This window comes from Streptomyces sp. (assembly GCF_035644915.1).
Lineage (GTDB): Bacteria > Actinomycetota > Actinomycetes > Streptomycetales > Streptomycetaceae > Streptomyces.
The window spans coordinates 1-19796 of the sequence record NZ_DASQNP010000031.1 but is presented as its reverse complement, the minus strand read 5'-3'; the positions used below and the strand labels follow the sequence as shown (position 1 = coordinate 19796).

The following is a 19796-nucleotide window of genomic DNA, read 5'->3' as shown; positions in this document are numbered from 1 at the left end:
TTCACGGTGCGGGCCCGTTCCGCGCGCCCCCGGTCCGCACGTCTGCGGTCCCCGCGCCCGCGGGCGCTCACGCGACGGCGACCACCACCTTCCCGCGGACGCCCCCGGCCTCCAGGGTCCGGTGCGCCCCGGCGATGTCGGCGAGCGGGAAGACGCCGTCCACGACGGGCCGGACCGCGCCGCTCTCCGTCAGCCGGGTCAGCTCGGCGAGGAGCTCGCTCCCGGGGTTGCCGCTGAAGAACCGGATGCGCCGCGAGCCGAACACGGCGGAGCCGAGGATGGAGGAGAGCGACGCGAGCGCGCGCTCGCTGTCGAAGGCGATCGCCACCATGCGTCCCGTCCGGGTCAGGAGCCCGCGGTAGTCCCCGAGCCGGGTGCCGACCGTGTCGAGGACGACGTCGAACGGTCCCAGGTCGGCGGCGTCCGTGCGCGCGTAGTCGTACGCCTCGTCGGCGCCCAGGTCGCGTACGAAGCCCAGGTGCGCGGCCCTGGCCAGGGCGGTGACGTGCGCGCCGTACGCCCGCCCGAGCTGGACCGCGACGCTGCCGACCCCGCCGGCGGCGCCGCGCACCAGCAGCCGCTCCCCCGCCTGGAGGCGGGCCTTGTCGCGCAGCGCGATGAGGGCCGTCGTGCCGACGGCGGGCAGGGCGGCGGCCTGGACCGGGTCGATCCCGGCCGGCGCGGGGGCCAGCCGCTGCGCGGGCACCGCCACGAACTCGGCCGCGCTGCCGAACGTCCTGGGCATCACGCCCCACACCCGGTCCCCGGTGCCGAAGCCGGAGACGCCGGGCCCCACGGCGGCGACCTCGCCGGCGTAGTCGAGCCCGGTGCGCTTGGGGAACCCCCTGCCCGTCATGGCCGCCACCAGCCGCATCCTGCCGGACCGGGCCAGGAGCTCGCCGCCGTTCACGCTGGCGGCACGGACGCGCACCAGCACCTCTCCCGGCCCGGGGGCCGGCTTCGGCACCCTGCCCTCGTACAGCACCTCCGGGGGCCCGTATCCGTCGTACAGGGCCGCACGCATCTCACTCGCCATTCCCGTGGTTCCCTCGTGTCGTCGGTGAGGGACCCGTACCGGCACTGCCGCCCGGGGGCAGTGCCGGCACGGGCCCCGGGTCGTCGTGCACCGCATGCCGGTGCCGTGTCGCTCGGAGCGAGGGACGGGAGCGGGAAGCGCTCCGCGTCGCCGGCGGAATTCCACTGGCCCCCAGGCTACGGCGGTAACCGGACGATCCCGTCCACTTATGGGTAATGTGAGAGACATGCCTGCTGGTTCATCTCGGATGGCGCCCGGCACGGCCGCCGGAGCGGAGCGGGAGCGGCTGCGCGCGGACGCGCGGCACAACCGCGAACGCATCCTCGAGGCCGCCCGGGAGGCGTTCTCCACGCGCGGGCTCGATGTGCCCATGGCCGTGATCGCCCGCCGCGCGGGCGTGGGGGTGGCCACCCTCTACCGGCGCTTCCCCACCCGGGAATCGCTGATCGGGGAGGTGTTCATCGAGCAGTTCACGGAGTGCGCCTCGGTCGTGGACGCCGCGCTGGCCGATCCGGACCCGTGGCGGGGTTTCCGCACGGTCGTCGAGAAGCTGTGCGCCGCGCAGATGGCCAGCCGCGGGTTCGCCGCGGCGTTCCTCGCCGCGTTCCCCGACGCGATCGACTTCGAACGGCAGCGCATACGCACCGAGCGGGGCTTCGCCGCGCTCACGCGGCGGGCCCAGGAGGCCGGGCGGCTGCGCGCCGACTTCCACCCGTCGGACCTCGCGCTCGTCCTGATGGCCAACAACGGCATCACCGCCGAGTCCCCCGAAGCCGCCGCGGCCGCCTCCCGCCGGCTCGTCGCCTACCTGCTCCAGGCGTTCCGGGCCGACCGCGCCGCACCGGCCGGCCCGCTGCCGCCGCCGGCCCCGGTCGGCTTCCACCACCTGGTGCCGCCGAAGACGGCACGGGGCGCGGCCCGCGCATAGCCCGCGCGGAGGGCGGTCAGCCCTCCGTGCGGTACATCAGGTCCACCTCGTGGATGCGGAAGCCCAGCCGCTCGTAGACCGTCACGGCCGCCTTGTTGTCGGCGTCCACGTAGAGCATCGCGGTGGGCAGGCCGCGGTCGCGGGCGAGGTAGCGCAGGCCGGCCACCGTCAGCGCCCTGCCCAGGCCGCCGCCCTGGGCACCGGGGACGACGCCGACGACGTAGACCTCGCCGAGCTGGTCGGCGCTGTGGACCTTGGTCCAGTGGAAGCCGACGAGTTCCTCGCCGCCCCGTCCGTCGTCGCGCACGGCGAGGAAGAAGCCGTGGGGGTCGAACCACGGTTCGGCCTTGCGGTCGTCCAGGTCGCGCTGGGTCATGCCGCCCTGTTCGGGGTGGTGGGCGAAGGCGGCGGCGTTGGCGGCGAGCCAGGCGGCGTCGTCCCGGCCGGGGACGAAGGTCCGCAGCCGCACCCCGTCCGGCAGCACCGGTTCCGGCAGGTCCAGGTCCGTCAGCGGGCGCCGCATCTGCCGCAGTTCGCGGAAGAGGCTGAGGCCCAGCAGCCGGGCCAGGTGCCGCGCGGCCGGGTGGCCGCCGTGCGCCCACACCCGCAGCCGCCGGTCCGACGCGTCCAGCAGCGCGCCGCCGAGCGCGCGGCCGTGGCCCCGGCGCCGGTGGTCGGGGTGGACGACGAACTCCCCGGCGGGCGCCTCGACCGGGTCGGTGTCCTCCAACTGGCCGTATCCGACCAGTTCGCCCCGCTCCCACACCAGCAGGTGCCGTACGCCCTCCCGGCGCCCGCCGCGCAGGTTGAGCCGGCCCTGTTCGGACACGGCGTACTGGCCGTCCGCCCGGGCCGCATCGTCGATCAGCGCCTGGGCGTCCCGTACCGCCTCGGCCGTCAGCTCCTCCACAACCACCACTTCGCTCATGGAGGAAGCCTACGGAGAAAGGCACACGGCATCGAAACCTGTCGGTTACCTCCGGAACCATGACACGCTACGCGCGTTGACCTAGGCTGCCCCTCACCACTCGGCCAACTCCCGGCCCCGACAAGGGAACAGAAGGGGACAGATGGTGCCCACTCCACCCAGGCGGCCCGCCTTCTCCCGCGGACTCACCGCCGCGGCGGCCGGTCTGCTGACGGTCGGCGCGCTCGCCGCCGCCATGCCCGCCGCCGCGCAGACCACGCCCCAGCCCGCGCCCCGGGCAGAGTCCCCGGCAGAGTCTCCGGCAGGGCCCGGCGCGCACGGCGACCGCGGCGGGCACCACGGGCGCACCGTCGACCTCCAGGTGCTCGCCATCAACGACTTCCACGGCAACCTGGAGCCCCCCACCGGTTCCTCCGGCCGCGTCACCCACCAGCACCCCGACGGCACCACCGAGCAGATCGACGCGGGCGGCGTCGAGTACCTGGCCACCGCCCTGCGCGAGGCCCGCGAGGGCCACTCCCGCTCGGTGACCGTCGCGCCCGGCGACATCGTCGGCGCCAGCCCGCTGCTGTCGGGCCTCTTCCACGACGAGCCCACCATCGAGGCGATGAACGCGCTGGGCATGGACGTGGTGGGCGTCGGCAACCACGAGTTCGACGAGGGCAAGGACGAGCTGCGCCGCCTCCAGGACGGCGGCTGCCACCCCGAGGACGGCTGCTACGCCGACGGCCGCACCTTCGGCGGCGCCGACTTCCCGATCCTGGCGGCCAACGTCGTGGACGAGAAGACCGGCAAGCCGCTGCTGGCGCCCTACACCGTCAAGAGGATCAAGGGCGTCGACGTCGGCTTCATCGGCGTCACCCTGGAGGGGACCCCGGGCATCGTCTCGGCCGAGGGCGTCAAGGGCCTGAAGTTCCTCGACGAGGCCGAGACCATCGGCAAGTACACCAAGGAGCTCAGGCGCAAGGGCGTCAACGCCGTCATCGCGCTGGTCCACGAGGGCGGCACCCCGGCCTCCACCGCGTACAACGCCGACTGCGGCGAGGACGGCGCCCACCTCTCCGGCCCGATCACGGACATCGCCCGCAGGACCGACGCGGGCGTGGACGCGCTGATCACCGGCCACACCCACCAGCCGTACGTCTGCTCCATCCCCGACCCGAGGGGCAACGACCGCCTGGTCACCTCCGCCGCCTCCTACGGCCGGCTCTTCACCGAGCTGACCATGGAGTACGACCGCCGCACCCGGGACATCGTGCGGGCCTCGGTGACGGGCGCCAACCGGGTCGTCCACCGCGAGCGCGAGAAGGCGCCCGACCTCACCAAGCTGATCGACTACTGGAAGGCGCTGGCCGAGCCCGTCGCGAACCGGCCCATCGGCTGGATCTCGGAGGACATCGTCAGCGGCCGTGCCACCGGCGCGCCCGAGTCCCCGCTGGGCGACCTGATCGCCGACGCGCAGCTCGCCCACGCCCGGAAGCTGGACCCGGAGACGGACCTGGCCCTGATGAACCCCGGCGGCATCCGCGCCGACCTGGTGTACGCGGCCTCCGGCGGCGAGGGCGACGGCGTGGTGACGTACGCCGAGGGCTTCACCGTCCAGCCCTTCTCCAACACCGTCAACCTCACCACGCTCACCGGCGAGCAACTGCTGGCGGTGCTGCGCGAGCAGGTCGGCGGCGCCAACGAGGCGTCCCCGAAGATCCTCCAGGTCTCCGCGGGCCTCACCTACACCCTCGACCTCACCAGGTCCGGCGCGGACCGGGTCGTCGCCGGCTCGGTACGGCTGAACGGCGAGCCGATCGACCCGTCGGCCACCTACCGCGTCGCGGTGAACTCCTTCCTGGCGGGCGGCGGCGACGGCTTCGCCACGCTGGCGAAGGGCACCGACCCGCTGGTGGGCGGTGACGACCTGGCGGCGCTCCAGGACTACCTGACCGCCAACTCCTCCGCCGCCGACCCGCTCGACGCGCCGGCGGCGGACCGGATCACGGTCGTCCGGTGACCCCCACCACCCCTGCCGGATGACCCTCCTCCGCGGGCCGCTTCCCCGATTTCCGGCCCGCGGAACTCCCCCCACAACGCCGCCGACCGGCCCCGCGCCGGTCGGCGGCGTTTCCGCTCACCGTCTCCGCGTCCGGGGCCGCGGAAATCGCGTCGCCGCCGACCGTGCCCGGAACTAGGCTCGGCCGGCATGGAGAACACCCTGCGAACGATCCACGGCGTGCCCGTCCTGATGTGCGCCGCCAAGGGCGGGACCATCGGCGATGAGCGCGACGCCCTGGACCTGATCGGCGACGCCACGTACCAGGGCGCCCGGTGGGTCGCCGTCCCCGCCGGGCGGTTCGCCGAGGAGTTCTTCCGACTCCGCAGCCGGGTCGCCGGGGACATCGTCCAGAAGTTCGCCAACTACCGCCTGGGCCTCGTCGTCCTCGGCGACGTCTCCGCCCACACGGCCGCCAGTCCGGCGCTGCGGGACTTCGTCCGCGAGTGCAACCGCGGACGGCAGACGTGGTTCGTCGCCGACACCGAGGAGCTGGAGGAGCGGCTCAAGACCTAGAGGGGGTGGTCCGGCGGGGGCACCGGGGCGCCCGGGAGGCGGAGGACGGCCTCGGTGCCGCCGCCCTCCGCCGGGCGCAGGACGACCTCGCCGCCGCTGCGGCGGACGGTGCGGGCCACGATGGACAGCCCCAGGCCGGAGCCGGGGAGGCTGCGGGCGGACGGGGAGCGCCAGAAGCGGTCGAAGACGTAGGGGAGTTCGTGCTCGGGGATGCCCGGGCCGTGGTCGCGCACGCGCAGGACGCCGCCGTCGAGGGTGACCTCGACCGTCCCCCCGGCCGGGGAGAACTTCACGGCGTTGTCGAGCAGGTTGACCACCGCCCGCTCCAGGGCGGCCGGTTCGGCGCGCACGTACCAGGGCGTCAGCTCGCAGGTGACGGTGATGCCCGTGGCGCGCAGCCGGGCGCGTTCCACGGCGCGCCCGGTGGTCTCGTGGAGGCCGACCACCTCGAGGTGCCCGCCGGCGGCGGCGTCGGGGCGGGAGAGTTCCTGGAGGTCGCCGATGAGCGCGGCGAGTTCGGTGATCTGGGCGCGTACGGACTCCAGCAGCGCCCGGCGGTCCTCCGGCGGCAGCGAGCGGCCGGTCTCCTCGCTGCGCACCAACAGGTCGATGTTGGTGCGCAGGGAGGTCAGCGGGGTGCGCAGTTCGTGCCCGGCGTCGGCGATGAGCTGCTGCTGGAGGTCGCGGGAGGTGGCCAGGGCGGCGGTCATCGCGTTGAAGGAGCGCGACAGGCGGGCGATCTCGTCGTCGCCCTCCACGGGGATGCGGACGGCCAGGTCCTCGGTCCGGGCGACGTGCTCGACCGCGCCGGTGAGCCGGTCCACCGGCCGCAGGCCCGCGCGGGCGAGCAGGACGCCGGCGCCCGCCGCACCGAGCACGCCGGTGGCGGCGACCAGGCCGAGGACGAGGGCGAGGGTCTCCAGGGCGCCGTTGACCTCGGCCAGCGGCCGGGCCGCGGTCACGGCGGCGGACGTGCCCTCCAGCGGGGTCGTCAGCACGCGGTACTCGGTGCCGTCCGCGGTGACGGTGTGCAGGGCCTCCGGGCGTTCGCCGCGGGCCACCGCCACGTCCGAGGAGGCGACCGGCAGCGGCTGCTGCCCGAAGACCATGCAGCTCGTGCCGTTGCGGTCCACGATCTGCACCGTGGAGTCGAAGAGGTTGGGCACCGCCCGCCGCTGCTCCTCGGGCACCGCCCGGCACTGCCCGGCCCGTACGAGCTGGACGACGAGGCGGTCGGGCACCCGGTTGTCGCGCAGGGCGTCGTCCAGGGATGCCACGAGCTGCGCCCGGACCAGGAACCAGGCCGCCGTGGCGCACGCCGCCACCGCGACCGCCACGGCGGCCGCGACCAGCAGGGCCAGGCGCGTGCGCAGGGGCAGGCCGCGGAGCGGGCCGGTCACCGTCCCGGGCCCCTCGGGTCGTCCCGCAGCACGTAGCCGACGCCGCGCACGGTGTGCACCAGGCGCGGTTCGCCGCCGGCCTCGGTCTTGCGGCGCAGGTACATCACGTACACGTCCAGGGAGTTGGAGGAGGGCTCGAAGTCGAAGCCCCACACCGCCTTGAGGATCTGCTCGCGGGTGAGGACCTGGCGCGGGTGTGCCATGAACATCTCCAGCAGCGTGAACTCCGTCCGCGTCAGCTCCACCGGCCGTCCGCCGCGGGTGACCTCGCGCGTGGTGAGGTCCATGCGCAGGTCCGCGAAGGACAGCACCTCGGTGTCCCGCGTGCCCGCCTGCTCCCGCGCGTAGGAGCTGCGGCGCAGCAGGGCGCGGATGCGGGCCAGCAGCTCGTCCAGTTCGAACGGCTTGACCAGGTAGTCGTCCGCGCCCGCGTCCAGGCCGGTGACGCGGTCGCCGACGGTGTCCCGCGCGGTGAGCATCAGGATGGGGACGGTCGTGCCGTTCGCGCGCAGCCGCCGGGCGGCGGTCAGCCCGTCCATCCGCGGCATCAGCACGTCCAGGATCACCAGGTCGGGCCGGTACGCCTCGACCTGCCGCAGGGCCTCCAGCCCGTCGGCGGCGAGTTCGGTCTCGTACCCCTCGAAGGCCAGGCTGCGGCGCAGCGCCTCCCGTACGGCGGGCTCGTCGTCGACGATCAGCACGCGCGCGGGTGCCGGGCCGGGGGTGGGCGTGGCGGTGGGGGTCATGGACGGGAGTGTCGCATCACCGTCCGCCGCCGGCGCGCAGGTCGTCCAGGATGCGCTTGACGTCGTTGACCGGGACCGCGAAGCCCAGGCCGACGCTGCCCGCCTTGCCGCCGGTGGCCGAGGCGTTGTCGTGGATGGCCGAGTTGATCCCTATGACCTTGCCGTCCATGGTGACCAGCGGGCCGCCGGAGTTGCCGGGGTTGAGGGAGGCGTCGGTCTGGATGGCCTTGTAGGTGGTGGTCTCCGGGCCGACCTCGCCGTTGTACTGGCCGCCGCCGAACTCGAACGGCCAGGCGCCGTCGCCGCGCGGCCGTCCGCCGTCCCCGTCCTCCCGTTCCACGGTGACCTCGCGGTCCTTGGCGGAGACGATGCCGCTGGTGACCGTGCCGGACAGGCCCTCGGGGGAGCCGAAGGCCACGACCCGGTCGCCGATGCGGACGGCGTCGGAGTCGCCGAGCACGGCGGGCTTCAGGCCGTCGACGCCCTCGACCTTCAGCAGCGCCATGTCGAGGTCGGGTTCGGTGCCGGTGACCTCGGCGCGGGCGGTGCGGCCGTCGTGGAAGGTGACCTCGACGGACGCCGCGCCGGAGACGACGTGGTTGTTGGTGAGGATCTCGCCCTCGTCGGAGATCACCACGCCGGAGCCGGTCGCGGAGCCGGACGGGGAGGTGGCGGCGATCTCCACGACGCTCGGGGCGACGGCCGCGGCCACGTCCGCGACGGTGGTGCCGGAGGCGGAGGCGTTGGCGCCGGGGACCGCGGAGGCGGTGGCGGGGGCGCGGCCGTCGCCGTACGCCTGGTCCACCAGGGTCGCCGTGCCGCCGCCGATCGCGGCGGACACGATCGCCACGGCCGCCAGCAGCCCGACCGGGCGGCGGGCCCGCCGCCGGGCGGGCGCCCCGGGCGCGCGGTCCGGCCCGGAGTCCGGCCCGGAGCCCGGCGCGGGCGGCGGGGCGGACTCCGGGGGCGGGGGTCCGTACGGGGCCGCTCCGGGCGGCACCGGCGCATACGGCGGACGGGGCGGGTGCGCGGAGTGCGTGTCGTGGTCGCTGCTCATGCCATCGACTGTGCGCACCCGAGATGAGAATCCGCTGAGAACGGGCTGAGACCCCGGGAAGAGCCGGGACGGCCGGCGGACGCCGCCGGCGGGACCGGACGGGCCGTCAGCCCCCGCACCCGCAGGAGCGGCGCACCACCAGCCCCGCCGGGAACTGGCGGACGCGCTCGCGCCGCGAGCCCGTCACCCGCAGCCCGTCGTCCAGCACCAGGTCCACCGCGGCCCGCGCCATCGCCTCGCGGTCCGAGCCCACCGTGGTGAGCGGCGGGTCGGTCAGCGCCGCCTCCTTGATGTTGTCGAAGCCGGCCACCGCCAGCTCGCCGGGCACGTCGATGCCCAGCTCCCGGGCCGCGCGCAGCACTCCGATGGCCTGGTCGTCGGTGGCGCACACCAGCGCGGTCGGGCGGTCGGGGCCGCTGAGCAGGTCCAGCGCGGTGCGGTAGGTGTCGTAGCGGTTGTAGAGGGACTGGAAGAGCCGGCCCTCGGTGGAGCGGCCCGCCTCCTTCATCGCCCGGCGCCAGCCCTCCACGTGGTCGGTGACCGGGTCGCCGACGGTGGGGGTGGACTCCACGCCGCCCAGGCAGGCCACGTACTGGTGCCCGTGCTCCAGCAGGTGCCGGGTGACCAGTTGCGCGCCGCCGACGTCGTCGAGGACGACGGCCACGTCGTCGATCGCCTCGGGCCTCCGGTGCATCAGCACCACGCGCGCGTCCCACGCCTCGATCTCGGCGGCGGCGCGTTCGCTGAGGCCCTGGCTGATCAGGATGAGGCCCGAGACGCGCATGCCGAGGAAGGCGCGCAGGTAGTGGACCTCGCGCTCGTCGAGGTAGTCGGAGTTGCCGACGAGCACCATCTTCCCGCGGTCGGCGGCGGCCTGTTCGACCGCGTGCGCCATCTCCGCGAAGAACGGCTGCCGGGCGTCGGGGAGGATCAGCCCTATCAGGTCGGTGCGGCGCGAGGCCATCGCCTGCGCGACCCGGTCCGGCCGGTAGCCCAGCTCCTTGATCGCCGCGAGCACCCGTTCCCGGGTGGCCGGGGCGACCGGCCGGGGACCGTTGTTGATCACATAGCTGACGACCGCGGTCGACGTACCCGCCAGCCTCGCCACATCGTCCCGCGTCACCTTCGCCACGCGGGCAGTCTACGCGCGATGTGTCAGTTGCCTCCCCGGCGAGAAGCCGCCGCCCGCACCCCGTCCTCGGGCTCCGGCGCGCCGTTCGCCGCGTCCTGGGCCATCCGCTCGGCGGCGTCCGTGACCGCTCTGGCCTCCTCCTGCGCCTTCTTCTCCTCCGGGTCGGGCTCCTTCTTCTCCGGCAGCACGAAGCGGTAGCCGACGTTGCGGACGGTGCCGATCAGCGCCTCGTGCTCGGGGCCGAGCTTCGCCCGCAGCCGCCGCACGTGGACGTCGACCGTACGGGTGCCGCCGAAGTAGTCGTAGCCCCACACCTCCTGGAGGAGCTGGGCGCGGGTGAAGACCCGGCCGGGGTGCTGCGCCAGGTACTTCAGCAGCTCGAACTCCTTGAAGGTCAGATCCAGCACCCGGCCCTTGAGCTTGGCGCTGTAGGTGGCCTCGTCCACCGAGAGGTCGCCGGTGCGGATCTCCATCGGGCTGTCGTCGCCCGCCAACTGCTGGCGCCCCATGGCCAGGCGGAGCCGGGCCTCGACCTCGGCCGGGCCGGCGGTGTCCAGCAGGACGTCGTCGATGCCCCACTCGGCGGTGACCGCCGCGAGCCCGCCCTCGGTCACCACCAGGATCAGCGGGCAGCCCGGTCCGGTGGAGCGCAGGAGCTGGCACAGGGAGCGCACCTGGGGCAGGTCGCGGCGGCCGTCGACGAGGATGACGTCGGCGCCGGGGGTGTCCACGAGCGCGGGCCCCTCGGCCGGGGCCACCCGGACGTTGTGCAGCAGCAGGCCGAGCGCGGGCAGGACTTCCGTCGATGGCTGGAGGGCGTTGGTCAGCAGGAGTAGCGAGCTCATGACGTCGAGTCCTTCCCCGTTCCCCGCCGGAGAACGTGTGCGGCACTGCTTCGTACGGCGCTCCGAAAAGCAGGAAAGGACCCGGGGGCGGCCCTGCCCGGATCCTTCACGTCATCGACAATATCCCACATGGCTGAGGATGCGGAGGGCGCGGAAGGGCATTTCCGTGTCGGCCCGGTCACCGAAGGTGGCGGGCGCACGGAGGCGCACAGGCCGCCGCGAACGCCCCTGCGACGGCGCCTGCGGACCGAGGACGGGGTCGGCATCGACGCCCTGTACCGGCCCCGCACGGGCCTGAACGGGGCCGGAGCCGGGGACGGGGACACGGGAGCGGCGGAAGCGGGAGAGGCGGGGGGAGCGGCTCCGGGAGGGCTCGCGATCGTCGTCGCACACGGCTTCACCGGCTCGCTGGAGCGGCCCGCGGTGCGGCGGGTGTCACAGGCCCTCGCCCGGTACGCGGGCGTGGTCACGTTCTCCTTCCGCGGGCACGGCCGCTCCGGGGGACGCTCCACGGTCGGCGACCGGGAGGTGCTGGACCTGGCGGCGGCGGTGCGCTGGGCCCGCGCGCTGGGGCACCCGCGGGTGGCGACGGTGGGCTTCTCGATGGGCGGCTCGGTGGTGGTGCGGCACGCGGCGCTGTACCGCCCGGCGGACCCCGGCGGAGGCGACGGCCCGGCACACGAGGCATACGAGGCGCACCGGGGGCGCGCGGGCGCACACACCGATGCGGTGGTCGCCGTGAGCGCACCCGCCCGCTGGTACTACCGGGGCACCCCGGCCATGCGCAGGGTGCACTGGGTGATCCAGCGGCCCGTCGGACGGCTGGTCTCCCGGTACGGGCTGCGCACCCGCATCCACCACCGGGACTGGGACCCGGTGCCGCTGTCGCCGGTGGAGGCGGCGCCGCTGATCGCCCCGGTGCCGCTGCTGGTGGTGCACGGCGACCGGGACGCCTACTTCCCGCTGGACCACCCGCTGTCGCTGGCCGGGGCCGCCGACCCGGCGTCCACGGAGCTGTGGATCGAGCCCGGGTTCGGGCACGCCGAGAACGCCGCGCCCCCGGAGCTGCTGGACCGGATCGGCTCCTGGGCGACGGCACGGACCGGTCGGCCGACACGCCATCATGGTGGCGGTACGACGGACGGCTGAGAGGGAACCACCATGCCGAGCGGCATGATCCGCTACTGGGCCGCGGCCAAGGCCGCCGCCGGGATCACCGAGGAACGGTACGAAGCCCATACGCTCGCCGAGGCGCTCGCCGGGGCGCGCGAACGGCATGCCGACCGGCCCGAGTTCGACCGGGTGCTGCTGCGCTGCTCGTTCCTGGTGGACGGCGAACCGGTCGGCAGGCGCGACCACCAACTCGTCCGGCTGTCCGAGGGCGGCACCGTCGAGGTGCTTCCCCCCTTCGCGGGAGGCTCCCGATGACCGACCAGCAGTATCCGCACCACCCTCAGCACCCGCTGCCGCAGCAGCCCCAGGGCGAACCGTACGACCCGTACGGCGGTCAGCAGTACGGCGCGTACGGGGAGCAGCCGTACGGCGGACAGCAGTACGGGTCGTACGGGGAGCAGCCGTACGGCGGGCAGGGGGAGCAGGCGTACGGCGGGCAGCCGTACGGCCCGCCGCCCGGCCCGTACGGCGCGCCCGGCTCCTACGGCGTCCCCCAGGGCGCCGCCTCCCTGCCGCCCCAGTACCCCGGCCCCGGTCCCCTGCCGCCGGAGCGGGGCGGACCGGCGGCGGACGCACCGGCGCCCGGAACCGCGGAAGCAGCCGGGGCCGCCGGGACCACCGGTTCGACCGCCACGGCCACCGCCACGGCGAGCGCCCCCGCCCCGCGCCGCACCGGCGACCCGATCATCCCGCCGGGCCTGCTGCCCGCCGCCCTCACCGCCGTCCTGGCCGTGCTGCTCGCGGGCGCGGCCGCGTTCCCCCGTCCGGTCCTGGCCGTCCCCGTGGTGCTGCTCCAGGCGGTCACCGCCGCGGGCTGGTACCGGCTCAACGGGATGTGGCCCGCCCGGCAGGGCATCGCGCTGGCGTTCCTCGCGGGCGTCACCGCCGACGTCGCGCTGCTGACCGCCGGCGCCGAGCACGCCCCGATCGCCGCCATCGGCACGCTCGGCGTCTGGTGCGTGCTGGTCCTCGCGCTCCAACTGCGCAACCACAGCTCCCCCGACGAGCGCCTGTACGCCCTCACCGCCGGGGTGGCCTCCACCGCCCTCGCCGTACTCGCCGGCGGCTTCCTGGCCGCCGAGCCCCACGCGGTGACGGTCGGCGCCCTCGCCGTGGCCGCCGCCACGCTCGCCCGGGCGCTGCCGCTGCCGTCGGTGCTCTCCCTCGGCGTCGCCGTGCTGGCCGCCGCGGGCGCGGGCATCGCGGCCGGGCAGTTCACCTCCCTGGGCACGGCGGGCGCGGTGCTGGGGCTGGCGGCCGGGGTGTGCGCGCTGATCGGGCTGCGGGTGGCGAGCTACGACTTCCCCTCCCGTTTCGTCCACATGACGGCGGGCGTGGCGCTGCCGCTGACCGCCGCGGTACCGGCGGTGTACCTGCTCGGCAGGGCCCTGGCGTAGCCCCCTCGGGTTAGGCTCGCCGGAACTCGATCGGCTCCTGTCGGCGTCGATCAGTTGGTCGACCGATCCGATCGGCACCACCGATCGGCACGACCGATCAGCCCGTTCGACCAGCCCGTTGGACCAGCCCGACCGACTCGGCCACCCTGGGGGGACCGCCACGATGCGCGCACTGCGGACACTGCTGATATTCCTGGTCATTCTGGGAGGACTGTTCGTCGGTGCCGACCGGCTCGCGGTCAACCTCGCCGAGGACGAGGCCGCGTCGAGGATCAAGAGCGCCCGGGGCCTGAGCGAGCAGCCCTCGGTGGAGGTCCACGGCTTCCCGTTCCTGACGCAGGTCCTCGGCAAGGAACTGGAGTCGGTGGACGCCACGCTGGACGGGCTGACCGTCCAGGTCGGCGGCCAGGAGATCGACGTCACCGAGGTGGACGTGAACCTGCGCGACGTGCGACTGGAGAACAACTTCTCCTCGGCCGTCGCCGACCGGGCCACCGGCAGCGCGCGGATCAGCTACCAGGACCTGACCGAGGTGGGCCGGAAGGGCGCCGTCATCGGGTACGCCGGCCCGGAGCGGGCCGCCCGGAACCAGGTCAAGCTGGAGGCGAAGGTTCCCCTCCTGGACCTCACCCTGTACAGCACGGTGGGCGTGCGGGACGGCGACACCATCTCGGTGCGCGCCGACGAACTCCCCGACGTCCCGGTGGCGGAGGACGTCGTCCGCGGGCAGATCGACCGGAACCTGGAGGTCACCGGGCTTCCGCAGGGCCTGCGCCTGGAGAAGGTCGACGTGGACGACAAGGGCGTGGTGCTGCACCTGCGGGGCGAGGACGTGGCGCTGATCGGGTAGCCGACCGGGCAGCCGCCGGACGTCCCGCAGACCCGCCCCGGCCGCCCTTCCCGGACTCTCCGGGCCGGCCCCGGGCGGGTCCGGCCGGTTGCGGGCGGGTCCGGGCAGGCCCGGCGTCCACCCACCGAGACACCCGAGTCCGCACCTCAGAAACCCTCCCGAGGCCGTCCGCACACCCGTCCGAGCGGGCCCCGCACCCCGGCAATCGTCTCGGATTCCGGGCATTCGCATCTCATGATCCGGAATGGCGGTGACACGCCCGCCCTTCCGTCCCTACGATCGGACCCATGATGCGACAGGCGGTTCTCACCAAGCGACGGGCAGTCGATCTGTGCCGTGTCGCCGCCATGCTCTGTCGCGCCGTCCTCTGACGGCTGACCTCGCTGCCTCCGCGCAGCCCGGATCGCAGCCGCGCAATCCGCTGTCTCCCGCTCCGCGACGTACAGCGCCGTGCGTGCCCGCCCGGCGCCCGCGACGCCGCGCACGCACACCCACCGCACATCCCGAGCACCTGCCCTCCGGAGGAGAGATCATGAGCCGCAGTGACGTCCTGGTGGACGCCGACTGGGTCGAAGCCCACATCGACGACCCCAAGGTGGTCATCGTCGAGGTGGACGAGGACACCTCGGCCTACGAGAAGAACCACATCCGGAACGCCATCCGGATCGACTGGAAGACCGACCTCCAGGACCCGGTGCGCCGCGACTTCGTGGACCAGGCCGGCTTCGAGAAGCTGCTGTCCGAGAAGGGCATCGCCAACGACGACACCGTCGTCCTCTACGGCGGCAACAACAACTGGTTCGCGGCCTACGCCTACTGGTACTTCAAGCTCTACGGCCACGAGGACGTCCGCCTCCTCGACGGCGGCCGCAAGAAGTGGGAGCTGGACGCCCGCGAGCTGGTCTCCGAGGTCCCCTCCCGCCCGAAGACCGAGTACAAGGCGAAGGAGCAGGACACCTCCATCCGCGCCTTCCGCGACGACGTCATCGAGGCGATCGGCAAGCTGAACCTGGTGGACGTCCGCTCCCCCGACGAGTTCAGCGGCAAGCTGCTCGCCCCGGCCCACCTGCCGCAGGAGCAGTCGCAGCGTCCGGGCCACGTCCCGACCGCCCGCAACATCCCGTGGTCGAAGGCGGCCAACGACGACGGCACCTTCAAGTCCGACGAGGAGCTGAAGGAGCTGTACCAGGCCGAGGGCGTGGACCTGGGCAAGGACACCATCGCCTACTGCCGCATCGGCGAACGCTCGGCCCACACCTGGTTCGTGCTCCACGAGCTGCTGGGCCAGCAGAACGTCAAGAACTACGACGGCTCGTGGACCGAGTACGGCTCGCTGGTCGGCGTGCCGATCGAGCTCGGCACCGGCAAGGACAACGGCTGAGCCGCCCGTTCGGGCCCACCCCTCCCCCATCGACTCCGAAGGAAGAACACCGAGACATGTGCGGAGCACAGGCAGGCGGCCCCGACGCCTCCACCATCAAGCCCGGCGAGACGACGATCCAGGGCCAGGTGACCCGTAACGGCGAGCCCGTCACCGGGTACGTCCGTCTGCTGGACAGCAGCGGCGAGTTCACCGCGGAGGTCCCGACCTCCGCCACCGGACAGTTCCGCTTCTACGCCGCCGAGGGCACCTGGACCGTACGCGCCCTGGTTCCCGGCGGCACCGCGGACCGCACCGTCGTCGCCCAGAAGGGCGGTCTGGCGGAGGTCGCCATCGCCGTGTGACCGCGGTGCGGCGGCGGGGTGGACAGCGGACCCGCCGCCGCGGACGGCATGGAGGCCGCGCCCTGCGAGGGTTGGACACCACCCGGGGCGCGGCCTCCGCCGTACCGCCGGGCCGCCGTCAGGCTGCCGTCGGGCCGCCGTCCGCCGCCGTCCGGCTCTCGTCCGGCGTCAGTAGACCAGCGCCTGCACGCCCTCGCCCATGATCTCGCTGACGAAGACCTGCGCCCCCGCGATCCGGACCCCCTCGATCACGTCCTTCTCCTCGATGCCGCGCCGCGCCGCGCACTGGGTGCACAGCGTGATCCGCCCGCCGGCCAGGACGCCGTCGATCAGTTCCGGCAGCGGCGCGGCGTGCGGCAGCTCGAACTCCGCCGCCCGGCCCGGCAGCGCGAACCACGCCGACTCCCCGGTCAGCCAGAGCGAGACCTCCACCCCGCTGGCCACGGCCACCGCCGCCACCGTGAAGGCCTGCGAACACCTCTCGGGCGCGTCCGCCCCGGCCGTCACCTTGATCACGAGCTTCTTCGACATGGCTGCCATGCGGCCCACGGTAGCCGCCGTCGCGATCCGACCGGGACCGGAGCGGGCACGGCCTTCCGCCCTCGCGCCGTCGTCGGCGGGGCGGCGCACCTCACAGCACCGCCCCGTCGCGGGCGGACTAGACTCGACGGCGGGCCGTCCTGCGGCCCGTTCGTCCGTGCGAAGCCCACGAGGAGCGCTCCCGTGCTTGAGACATTCTTCACCGTGCTGCTGGTCCTGGTCTGCGTCGGCGTCCTCGCCTTCATGGGCCTGACCGTGAAGAAGCTCTACCAGGGCCAGCGCTGATCCACCCGCCGGACGGCCACCCCCTGTCCGTACCTCCGTATCCCTCGACAGATCGCCTGAGCACCCCATGATCGAGATCCCGTCCGACCTCCACCCGGACCTCGTCCCCCTCGCCTTCCTCCTCGGCAACTGGGCGGGAGCGGGCGTCGCCGACTTCCCCGGGCGCGAGCAGTGCAACTTCGGACAGGAGGTGACCTTCTCCCACGACGGCCGGGACTTCCTGGAGTACGTCTCGCACACCTGGGAGCTGAACTCCGACGGCGAGAAGGTCCGCCCGCTGGAGACCGAGAGCGGCTACTGGCGGATCGACAAGGAGCGCAAGGTCGAGGTCGTCATGATCCGCGACCAGGGCGTCGCCGAGGTCTGGTACGGCGAGATGGCCGAGAAGAAGCCCCAGATCGACCTGGTCACCGACGCCGTCGCCCGGCTCTCCTCCGCGGGCGAGTACTCCGGCGGCAAGCGCCTGTACGGCTACGTCAAGGGCGACCTGATGTGGGTCGGCGAGATGGCCACCCCCAAGACGCCGCTGCGCCCGTACATGTCGGCCCACCTGAAGAAGGTCGTCGACCCGAGCGAGTGGGCGAAGGACCTCAAGGACCTCCCGGACGACGGGATCGCCTTCTTCAAGTGACGGCCCCCTCCGGGCGCCGCCGTACCGGGTCCGGTTCCTCTCCTCGTACGGCCCGCTCCCGGCGGCGCCCTCCTACACTGGCCGTGTGGTGAGCACCGACTGGCAGAGCGACCTACGCAGACGCGGATACCGGCTGACGCCGCAGCGCCAGCTCGTGCTGGAAGCCGTGGACAAGCTGGAGCACTCCACCCCGGAGGACATCCTCGCCGAGGTGCGGCGCACGGCGGGGAGCGTCAACATCTCCACCGTCTACCGCACGCTGGAGCTGCTGGAGGAGCTGGGGCTGGTCAGCCACGCCCATCTGGGCCACGGCGCACCCACCTACCACCTGGCCGACCGGCACGACCACATGCACCTGGTGTGCCGGGACTGCACCAAGGTGATCGAGGCCGACATCTCCCTCGCCGCCGACTTCACCGAGCGGCTGCGGAAGGAGTTCGGGTTCGACACCGACATGAAGCACTTCGCGATCTTCGGCCGGTGCCGGGACTGCGACGCCGAGCGGTCCGGCGACGCTGACGCCGACGGCGAGAGCGCCGGGAACGCGGGCGACGCGGAGTCGTAGGCTGGCCACATGTCGTACAAGAGCCCCCTGCTGTCGCTCCCCGGCGCCGTCCCCGCCGAGGGCCCGGACGAAGGCGTCGCCGCCCACTACGGCGACCTCTTCCGCGAGCAGCGCACCCTCGCGGACGGCGGCGGTCTGGTGGACCTGTCGCACCGCGGCGTGGTCACGGTCAGCGGCGAGGACCGGCTGAGCTGGCTGCACCTGCTGATCACCCAGCACGTGAGCGAGCTGGAGCCCGGCCGCGCCACCGAGGCGCTGATCCTCTCCGCCCACGGCCACATCGAGCACGCGCTCTACCTGGTCGACGACGGCACCACGGTCTGGATGCACGTGGAACCGGGCACCCAGGGGGCGCTGGTCGCGTACCTGGAGAGCATGAAGTTCTTCTACCGGGTCGAGATCGCCGACGTGACGGACGAGTACGCCGTGGTCCACCTCCCGGCGGGCTCCATCACCGAGGCGCCGGAGGGGGCGGTCGTCCGCGAGACGCCCTACGGGCGGGACGTGTTCCTGCCGCGCGGCGAGCTGGAGTCCTTCGCCGCCGCCCACGGCCCGGTGATCGGCGTGCTGGCGCTGGAGGCGCTGCGCGTGGAGGCGCACCGGCCGCGGCTGGGCCTGGAGACCGACCACCGGACGATCCCGCACGAGGTGGGCTGGATCGGCACGGCCGTCCACCTGAACAAGGGCTGCTACCGGGGCCAGGAGACCGTGGCGCGCGTCCACAACCTGGGGAAGCCGCCGCGCCGGCTGGTCTTCCTGCACCTGGACGGCAGCGAGGTCCACCTCCCCGGCCACGGCACCCCGATCCGCCTGGCGTCGGACGGCGAGGAGGGGCGGCAGCTCGGCTTCGTCACCACCTCGGCCCGCCACCACGAGCTGGGCCCGATCGCCCTGGCCCTGGTCAAGCGGAACGTCCCGGTGGACGCGCAACTGCTGGCGGGCGACACGGCGGCGGCCCAGGAGGTCGTGGTCGAGCCGTAGGCCCGGCCTTACGACGTACGGACCGCCGCGGATTCAGGCGGTGAGCCGCCCGCCCTTGACGGCGGCGACGAACGACGACCAGGCGCCCGGCCCGAAGACCAGGGCCGGGCCCTGCGGGTCCTTGCTGTCGCGGACCGGGACGGCACCGGGGAGGTTGTCGGCGACCTCCACGCAGTCGCCCCCGTCCTGGTTGCTGTAGCTGGACTTGCGCCACCGGGCGGCGGTTATCCCGTGCTGGGGGGCAGTCATGGAAGCTCCTCCAGGAGATGGAGTACGAACTCCGCTGAGTCACGCGGGGACAGAGCATGGTCGCGCAACCGGTCGTAGTCAACCATGAGCCGTTCGACCTTGGCCGCCTCCTCGATCAGTTCTCCGTTGTATCCGGTCTCCACCCAGGCGACCGTCCGGCCGTCCAGGAGTCGTAGGAGTGCTGTGTCCGTGTTGGCCAACTCGCACGGGCCTGCCGAGAACGGAAGCACCTGGATCGTCACGTTCCGGCGCCTCGTCACCTCGTCCAGGTGCTTCAACTGGTCGCGCCACGCCTCGGTGTCCGGCAACGGCCGACGCAGTACGGCCTCATCGATGATCGCGCGGAATTGAACCGCCTCGTCGCGGGTCAGTACGTCCTTGCGGCTCATTCGCGCGTCCACCTGTTGGTCCAACTCCGCACCGGAGGACAGACCGCCCAGTTTGAACATCTCACGGGCGTACGCCTCAGTTTGGAGCAGTCCCGGGACAAGATTGGGCACGTACTTTTGGATGCTCACCGCCTCGGCCTCCAGCGCCATGAAGCGGCGGTACCGCTCGCGGAACTGGGTGGTGTCCCCGGCGGCCAGTTCCCACAGTGCCAGCAGCAGGCCCGGCGTGTCGTAGTACTGGTCGAGGGCCTGGACGACCTCCGGGCTGCCGATGGTCTGGCCGCTCTCCATCTTGCCGAACAGCGACCAGTCCCATCCCAGCACCTCGCCCAACTTCCGCAGGCTGTCGCCCCGTTCGGTGCGCAGCGTCCGCAGTTCC

At 73.5% G+C, this 19796-nt stretch carries 23 protein-coding genes; 13 read left to right on the top strand and 10 right to left on the bottom strand.

Annotated features, from left to right (window positions below; genetic code table 11):
* Window positions 1-67: 67 nt before the first annotated feature.
* Window positions 68-1024, bottom strand: coding sequence for an NAD(P)-dependent alcohol dehydrogenase (locus tag VE546_RS03980; RefSeq protein ID WP_324918399.1), 957 nt, complete (start codon window positions 1022-1024; stop codon window positions 68-70).
* A gap of 238 nt (window positions 1025-1262) precedes the next feature.
* Between VE546_RS03980 and VE546_RS03975 the strand changes: the two genes are divergently transcribed.
* Window positions 1263-1964, top strand: coding sequence for a helix-turn-helix domain-containing protein (locus VE546_RS03975; protein ID WP_324918375.1), 702 nt, complete (start codon window positions 1263-1265; stop codon window positions 1962-1964).
* 16 nt (window positions 1965-1980) lie between these two features.
* Here the strand turns inward: VE546_RS03975 and mshD are convergent, their stop codons facing one another.
* Window positions 1981-2892 carry a mycothiol synthase gene (mshD, locus tag VE546_RS03970; RefSeq protein WP_324918372.1) on the bottom strand — a complete coding sequence of 304 codons (912 nt, stop codon included), beginning with the start codon at window positions 2890-2892 and terminating at the stop codon, window positions 1981-1983.
* Between the two features lie 142 nt (window positions 2893-3034).
* Between mshD and VE546_RS03965 the strand changes: the two genes are divergently transcribed.
* Window positions 3035-4897 (top strand): bifunctional metallophosphatase/5'-nucleotidase, encoded by a 1863-nt coding sequence (locus VE546_RS03965; RefSeq protein ID WP_324918370.1) that lies wholly within the window; start codon window positions 3035-3037, stop codon window positions 4895-4897.
* A 189-nt stretch (window positions 4898-5086) separates the two neighbouring features.
* Window positions 5087-5452, top strand: a complete 366-nt coding sequence (locus VE546_RS03960) for a DUF4180 domain-containing protein (RefSeq protein ID WP_324918367.1) — start codon at window positions 5087-5089, stop codon at window positions 5450-5452.
* On the opposite strand, the gene VE546_RS03955 is transcribed toward VE546_RS03960, so the two are convergent.
* The 5 genes from VE546_RS03955 to VE546_RS03935 all read right to left on the bottom strand — a co-directional run bounded on the left by VE546_RS03955 (window position 5449) and on the right by VE546_RS03935 (window position 10632).
* Window positions 5449-6852: a HAMP domain-containing sensor histidine kinase gene (locus VE546_RS03955; RefSeq protein WP_324918364.1), complete on the bottom strand. Its 1404-nt coding sequence runs from the start codon at window positions 6850-6852 to the stop codon at window positions 5449-5451. The two genes, VE546_RS03960 and VE546_RS03955, sit on opposite strands and share 4 nt — an antisense overlap.
* Window positions 6849-7598, bottom strand: coding sequence for a response regulator transcription factor (locus VE546_RS03950; protein WP_324918361.1), 750 nt, complete (start codon window positions 7596-7598; stop codon window positions 6849-6851). The genes VE546_RS03955 and VE546_RS03950 overlap by 4 nt, the downstream gene beginning before the upstream one ends.
* A 16-nt stretch (window positions 7599-7614) precedes the next feature.
* Window positions 7615-8655 (bottom strand): S1C family serine protease, encoded by a 1041-nt coding sequence (locus VE546_RS03945; protein ID WP_324918358.1) that lies wholly within the window; start codon window positions 8653-8655, stop codon window positions 7615-7617.
* A gap of 106 nt (window positions 8656-8761) precedes the next feature.
* Window positions 8762-9787, bottom strand: a complete 1026-nt coding sequence (locus tag VE546_RS03940) for a LacI family DNA-binding transcriptional regulator (RefSeq protein ID WP_324918355.1) — start codon at window positions 9785-9787, stop codon at window positions 8762-8764.
* A 23-nt stretch (window positions 9788-9810) separates the two neighbouring features.
* Window positions 9811-10632, bottom strand: coding sequence for a response regulator transcription factor (locus VE546_RS03935; RefSeq protein ID WP_324918352.1), 822 nt, complete (start codon window positions 10630-10632; stop codon window positions 9811-9813).
* Window positions 10633-10761: 129 nt separating this feature from the next.
* Here VE546_RS03935 and VE546_RS03930 point away from each other — a divergent pair, with 129 nt between their 5' ends.
* From VE546_RS03930 to VE546_RS03905, 7 genes are all read left to right on the top strand, one after another.
* Window positions 10762-11781, top strand: a complete 1020-nt coding sequence (locus tag VE546_RS03930; RefSeq protein WP_324918349.1) for an alpha/beta hydrolase — start codon at window positions 10762-10764, stop codon at window positions 11779-11781.
* A 12-nt stretch (window positions 11782-11793) separates the two neighbouring features.
* Window positions 11794-12060 carry a MoaD/ThiS family protein gene (locus VE546_RS03925; RefSeq protein WP_324918345.1) on the top strand — a complete coding sequence of 89 codons (267 nt, stop codon included), beginning with the start codon at window positions 11794-11796 and terminating at the stop codon, window positions 12058-12060.
* Window positions 12057-13202: a hypothetical protein gene (locus tag VE546_RS03920; RefSeq protein WP_324918342.1), complete on the top strand. Its 1146-nt coding sequence runs from the start codon at window positions 12057-12059 to the stop codon at window positions 13200-13202. Before VE546_RS03925 ends, VE546_RS03920 begins: the two co-directional genes overlap by 4 nt.
* Window positions 13203-13365: 163 nt before the next feature.
* Window positions 13366-14052 (top strand): DUF2993 domain-containing protein, encoded by a 687-nt coding sequence (locus VE546_RS03915; protein WP_324918339.1) that lies wholly within the window; start codon window positions 13366-13368, stop codon window positions 14050-14052.
* 287 nt (window positions 14053-14339) lie between these two features.
* The gene (locus tag VE546_RS27925; protein ID WP_414720397.1) at window positions 14340-14423 is read left to right on the top strand and encodes a putative leader peptide; all 84 of its coding nucleotides are present in this window, start codon (window positions 14340-14342) and stop codon (window positions 14421-14423) included.
* 161 nt (window positions 14424-14584) lie between these two features.
* The gene (locus VE546_RS03910) at window positions 14585-15433 is read left to right on the top strand and encodes a sulfurtransferase (protein ID WP_324918336.1); all 849 of its coding nucleotides are present in this window, start codon (window positions 14585-14587) and stop codon (window positions 15431-15433) included.
* Window positions 15434-15489: 56 nt separating this feature from the next.
* Window positions 15490-15777, top strand: a complete 288-nt coding sequence (locus tag VE546_RS03905; RefSeq protein ID WP_324918333.1) for a DUF1416 domain-containing protein — start codon at window positions 15490-15492, stop codon at window positions 15775-15777.
* A 168-nt stretch (window positions 15778-15945) separates the two neighbouring features.
* Here the strand turns inward: VE546_RS03905 and VE546_RS03900 are convergent, their stop codons facing one another.
* Window positions 15946-16308, bottom strand: a complete 363-nt coding sequence (locus VE546_RS03900; RefSeq protein ID WP_324918396.1) for a DsrE family protein — start codon at window positions 16306-16308, stop codon at window positions 15946-15948.
* Window positions 16309-16669: 361 nt separating this feature from the next.
* Between VE546_RS03900 and VE546_RS03895 the strand changes: the two genes are divergently transcribed.
* From VE546_RS03895 to VE546_RS03885, 3 genes are all read left to right on the top strand, one after another.
* Entirely contained in the window at window positions 16670-17233 is a 564-nt protein-coding gene (locus tag VE546_RS03895) for an FABP family protein (protein WP_324918330.1), read from the top strand.
* A gap of 85 nt (window positions 17234-17318) precedes the next feature.
* Window positions 17319-17798 carry a transcriptional repressor gene (locus VE546_RS03890; RefSeq protein WP_324918328.1) on the top strand — a complete coding sequence of 160 codons (480 nt, stop codon included), beginning with the start codon at window positions 17319-17321 and terminating at the stop codon, window positions 17796-17798.
* A 9-nt stretch (window positions 17799-17807) separates the two neighbouring features.
* Complete coding sequence (locus tag VE546_RS03885) at window positions 17808-18779, top strand: folate-binding protein (protein ID WP_324918325.1); 972 nt, start codon at window positions 17808-17810, stop codon at window positions 18777-18779.
* A gap of 33 nt (window positions 18780-18812) precedes the next feature.
* Here VE546_RS03885 and VE546_RS03880 read toward each other — a convergent pair whose 3' ends face one another.
* Together VE546_RS03880 and VE546_RS03875 are read right to left on the bottom strand one after the other, a co-directional pair.
* Window positions 18813-19028, bottom strand: coding sequence for a DUF397 domain-containing protein (locus VE546_RS03880; protein WP_324918322.1), 216 nt, complete (start codon window positions 19026-19028; stop codon window positions 18813-18815).
* On the bottom strand, window positions 19025-19796 hold a 772-nt coding region (locus tag VE546_RS03875), incomplete at its 5' end, for a helix-turn-helix transcriptional regulator (protein ID WP_324918319.1). The genes VE546_RS03875 and VE546_RS03880, both read right to left, overlap by 4 nt.

Bases quoted from the DNA above. Each gene is read 5' to 3' on its own strand.
- VE546_RS03960 (WP_324918367.1), top strand. From the start codon at position 5,087: ATGGAGAACACCCTGCGAACGATCCACGGCGTGCCCGTCCTGATGTGC.
- VE546_RS27925 (WP_414720397.1), top strand. From the start codon at position 14,340: ATGATGCGACAGGCGGTTCTCACCAAGCGACGGGCAGTCGATCTGTGC.
- VE546_RS03925 (WP_324918345.1), top strand. From the start codon at position 11,794: ATGCCGAGCGGCATGATCCGCTACTGGGCCGCGGCCAAGGCCGCCGCC.
- VE546_RS03935 (WP_324918352.1), bottom strand. From the start codon at position 10,632: ATGAGCTCGCTACTCCTGCTGACCAACGCCCTCCAGCCATCGACGGAA.
- VE546_RS03950 (WP_324918361.1), bottom strand. From the start codon at position 7,598: ATGACCCCCACCGCCACGCCCACCCCCGGCCCGGCACCCGCGCGCGTG.
- VE546_RS03920 (WP_324918342.1), top strand. From the start codon at position 12,057: ATGACCGACCAGCAGTATCCGCACCACCCTCAGCACCCGCTGCCGCAG.
- VE546_RS03895 (WP_324918330.1), top strand. From the start codon at position 16,670: ATGATCGAGATCCCGTCCGACCTCCACCCGGACCTCGTCCCCCTCGCC.
- VE546_RS03980 (WP_324918399.1), bottom strand. From the start codon at position 1,024: ATGCGTGCGGCCCTGTACGACGGATACGGGCCCCCGGAGGTGCTGTAC.
- VE546_RS03945 (WP_324918358.1), bottom strand. From the start codon at position 8,655: ATGAGCAGCGACCACGACACGCACTCCGCGCACCCGCCCCGTCCGCCG.
- VE546_RS03880 (WP_324918322.1), bottom strand. From the start codon at position 19,028: ATGACTGCCCCCCAGCACGGGATAACCGCCGCCCGGTGGCGCAAGTCC.
- VE546_RS03885 (WP_324918325.1), top strand. From the start codon at position 17,808: ATGTCGTACAAGAGCCCCCTGCTGTCGCTCCCCGGCGCCGTCCCCGCC.
- VE546_RS03965 (WP_324918370.1), top strand. From the start codon at position 3,035: ATGGTGCCCACTCCACCCAGGCGGCCCGCCTTCTCCCGCGGACTCACC.
- VE546_RS03900 (WP_324918396.1), bottom strand. From the start codon at position 16,308: ATGTCGAAGAAGCTCGTGATCAAGGTGACGGCCGGGGCGGACGCGCCC.
- VE546_RS03910 (WP_324918336.1), top strand. From the start codon at position 14,585: ATGAGCCGCAGTGACGTCCTGGTGGACGCCGACTGGGTCGAAGCCCAC.
- VE546_RS03915 (WP_324918339.1), top strand. From the start codon at position 13,366: ATGCGCGCACTGCGGACACTGCTGATATTCCTGGTCATTCTGGGAGGA.
- mshD (WP_324918372.1), bottom strand. From the start codon at position 2,892: ATGAGCGAAGTGGTGGTTGTGGAGGAGCTGACGGCCGAGGCGGTACGG.
- VE546_RS03975 (WP_324918375.1), top strand. From the start codon at position 1,263: ATGCCTGCTGGTTCATCTCGGATGGCGCCCGGCACGGCCGCCGGAGCG.
- VE546_RS03905 (WP_324918333.1), top strand. From the start codon at position 15,490: ATGTGCGGAGCACAGGCAGGCGGCCCCGACGCCTCCACCATCAAGCCC.
- VE546_RS03930 (WP_324918349.1), top strand. From the start codon at position 10,762: ATGGCTGAGGATGCGGAGGGCGCGGAAGGGCATTTCCGTGTCGGCCCG.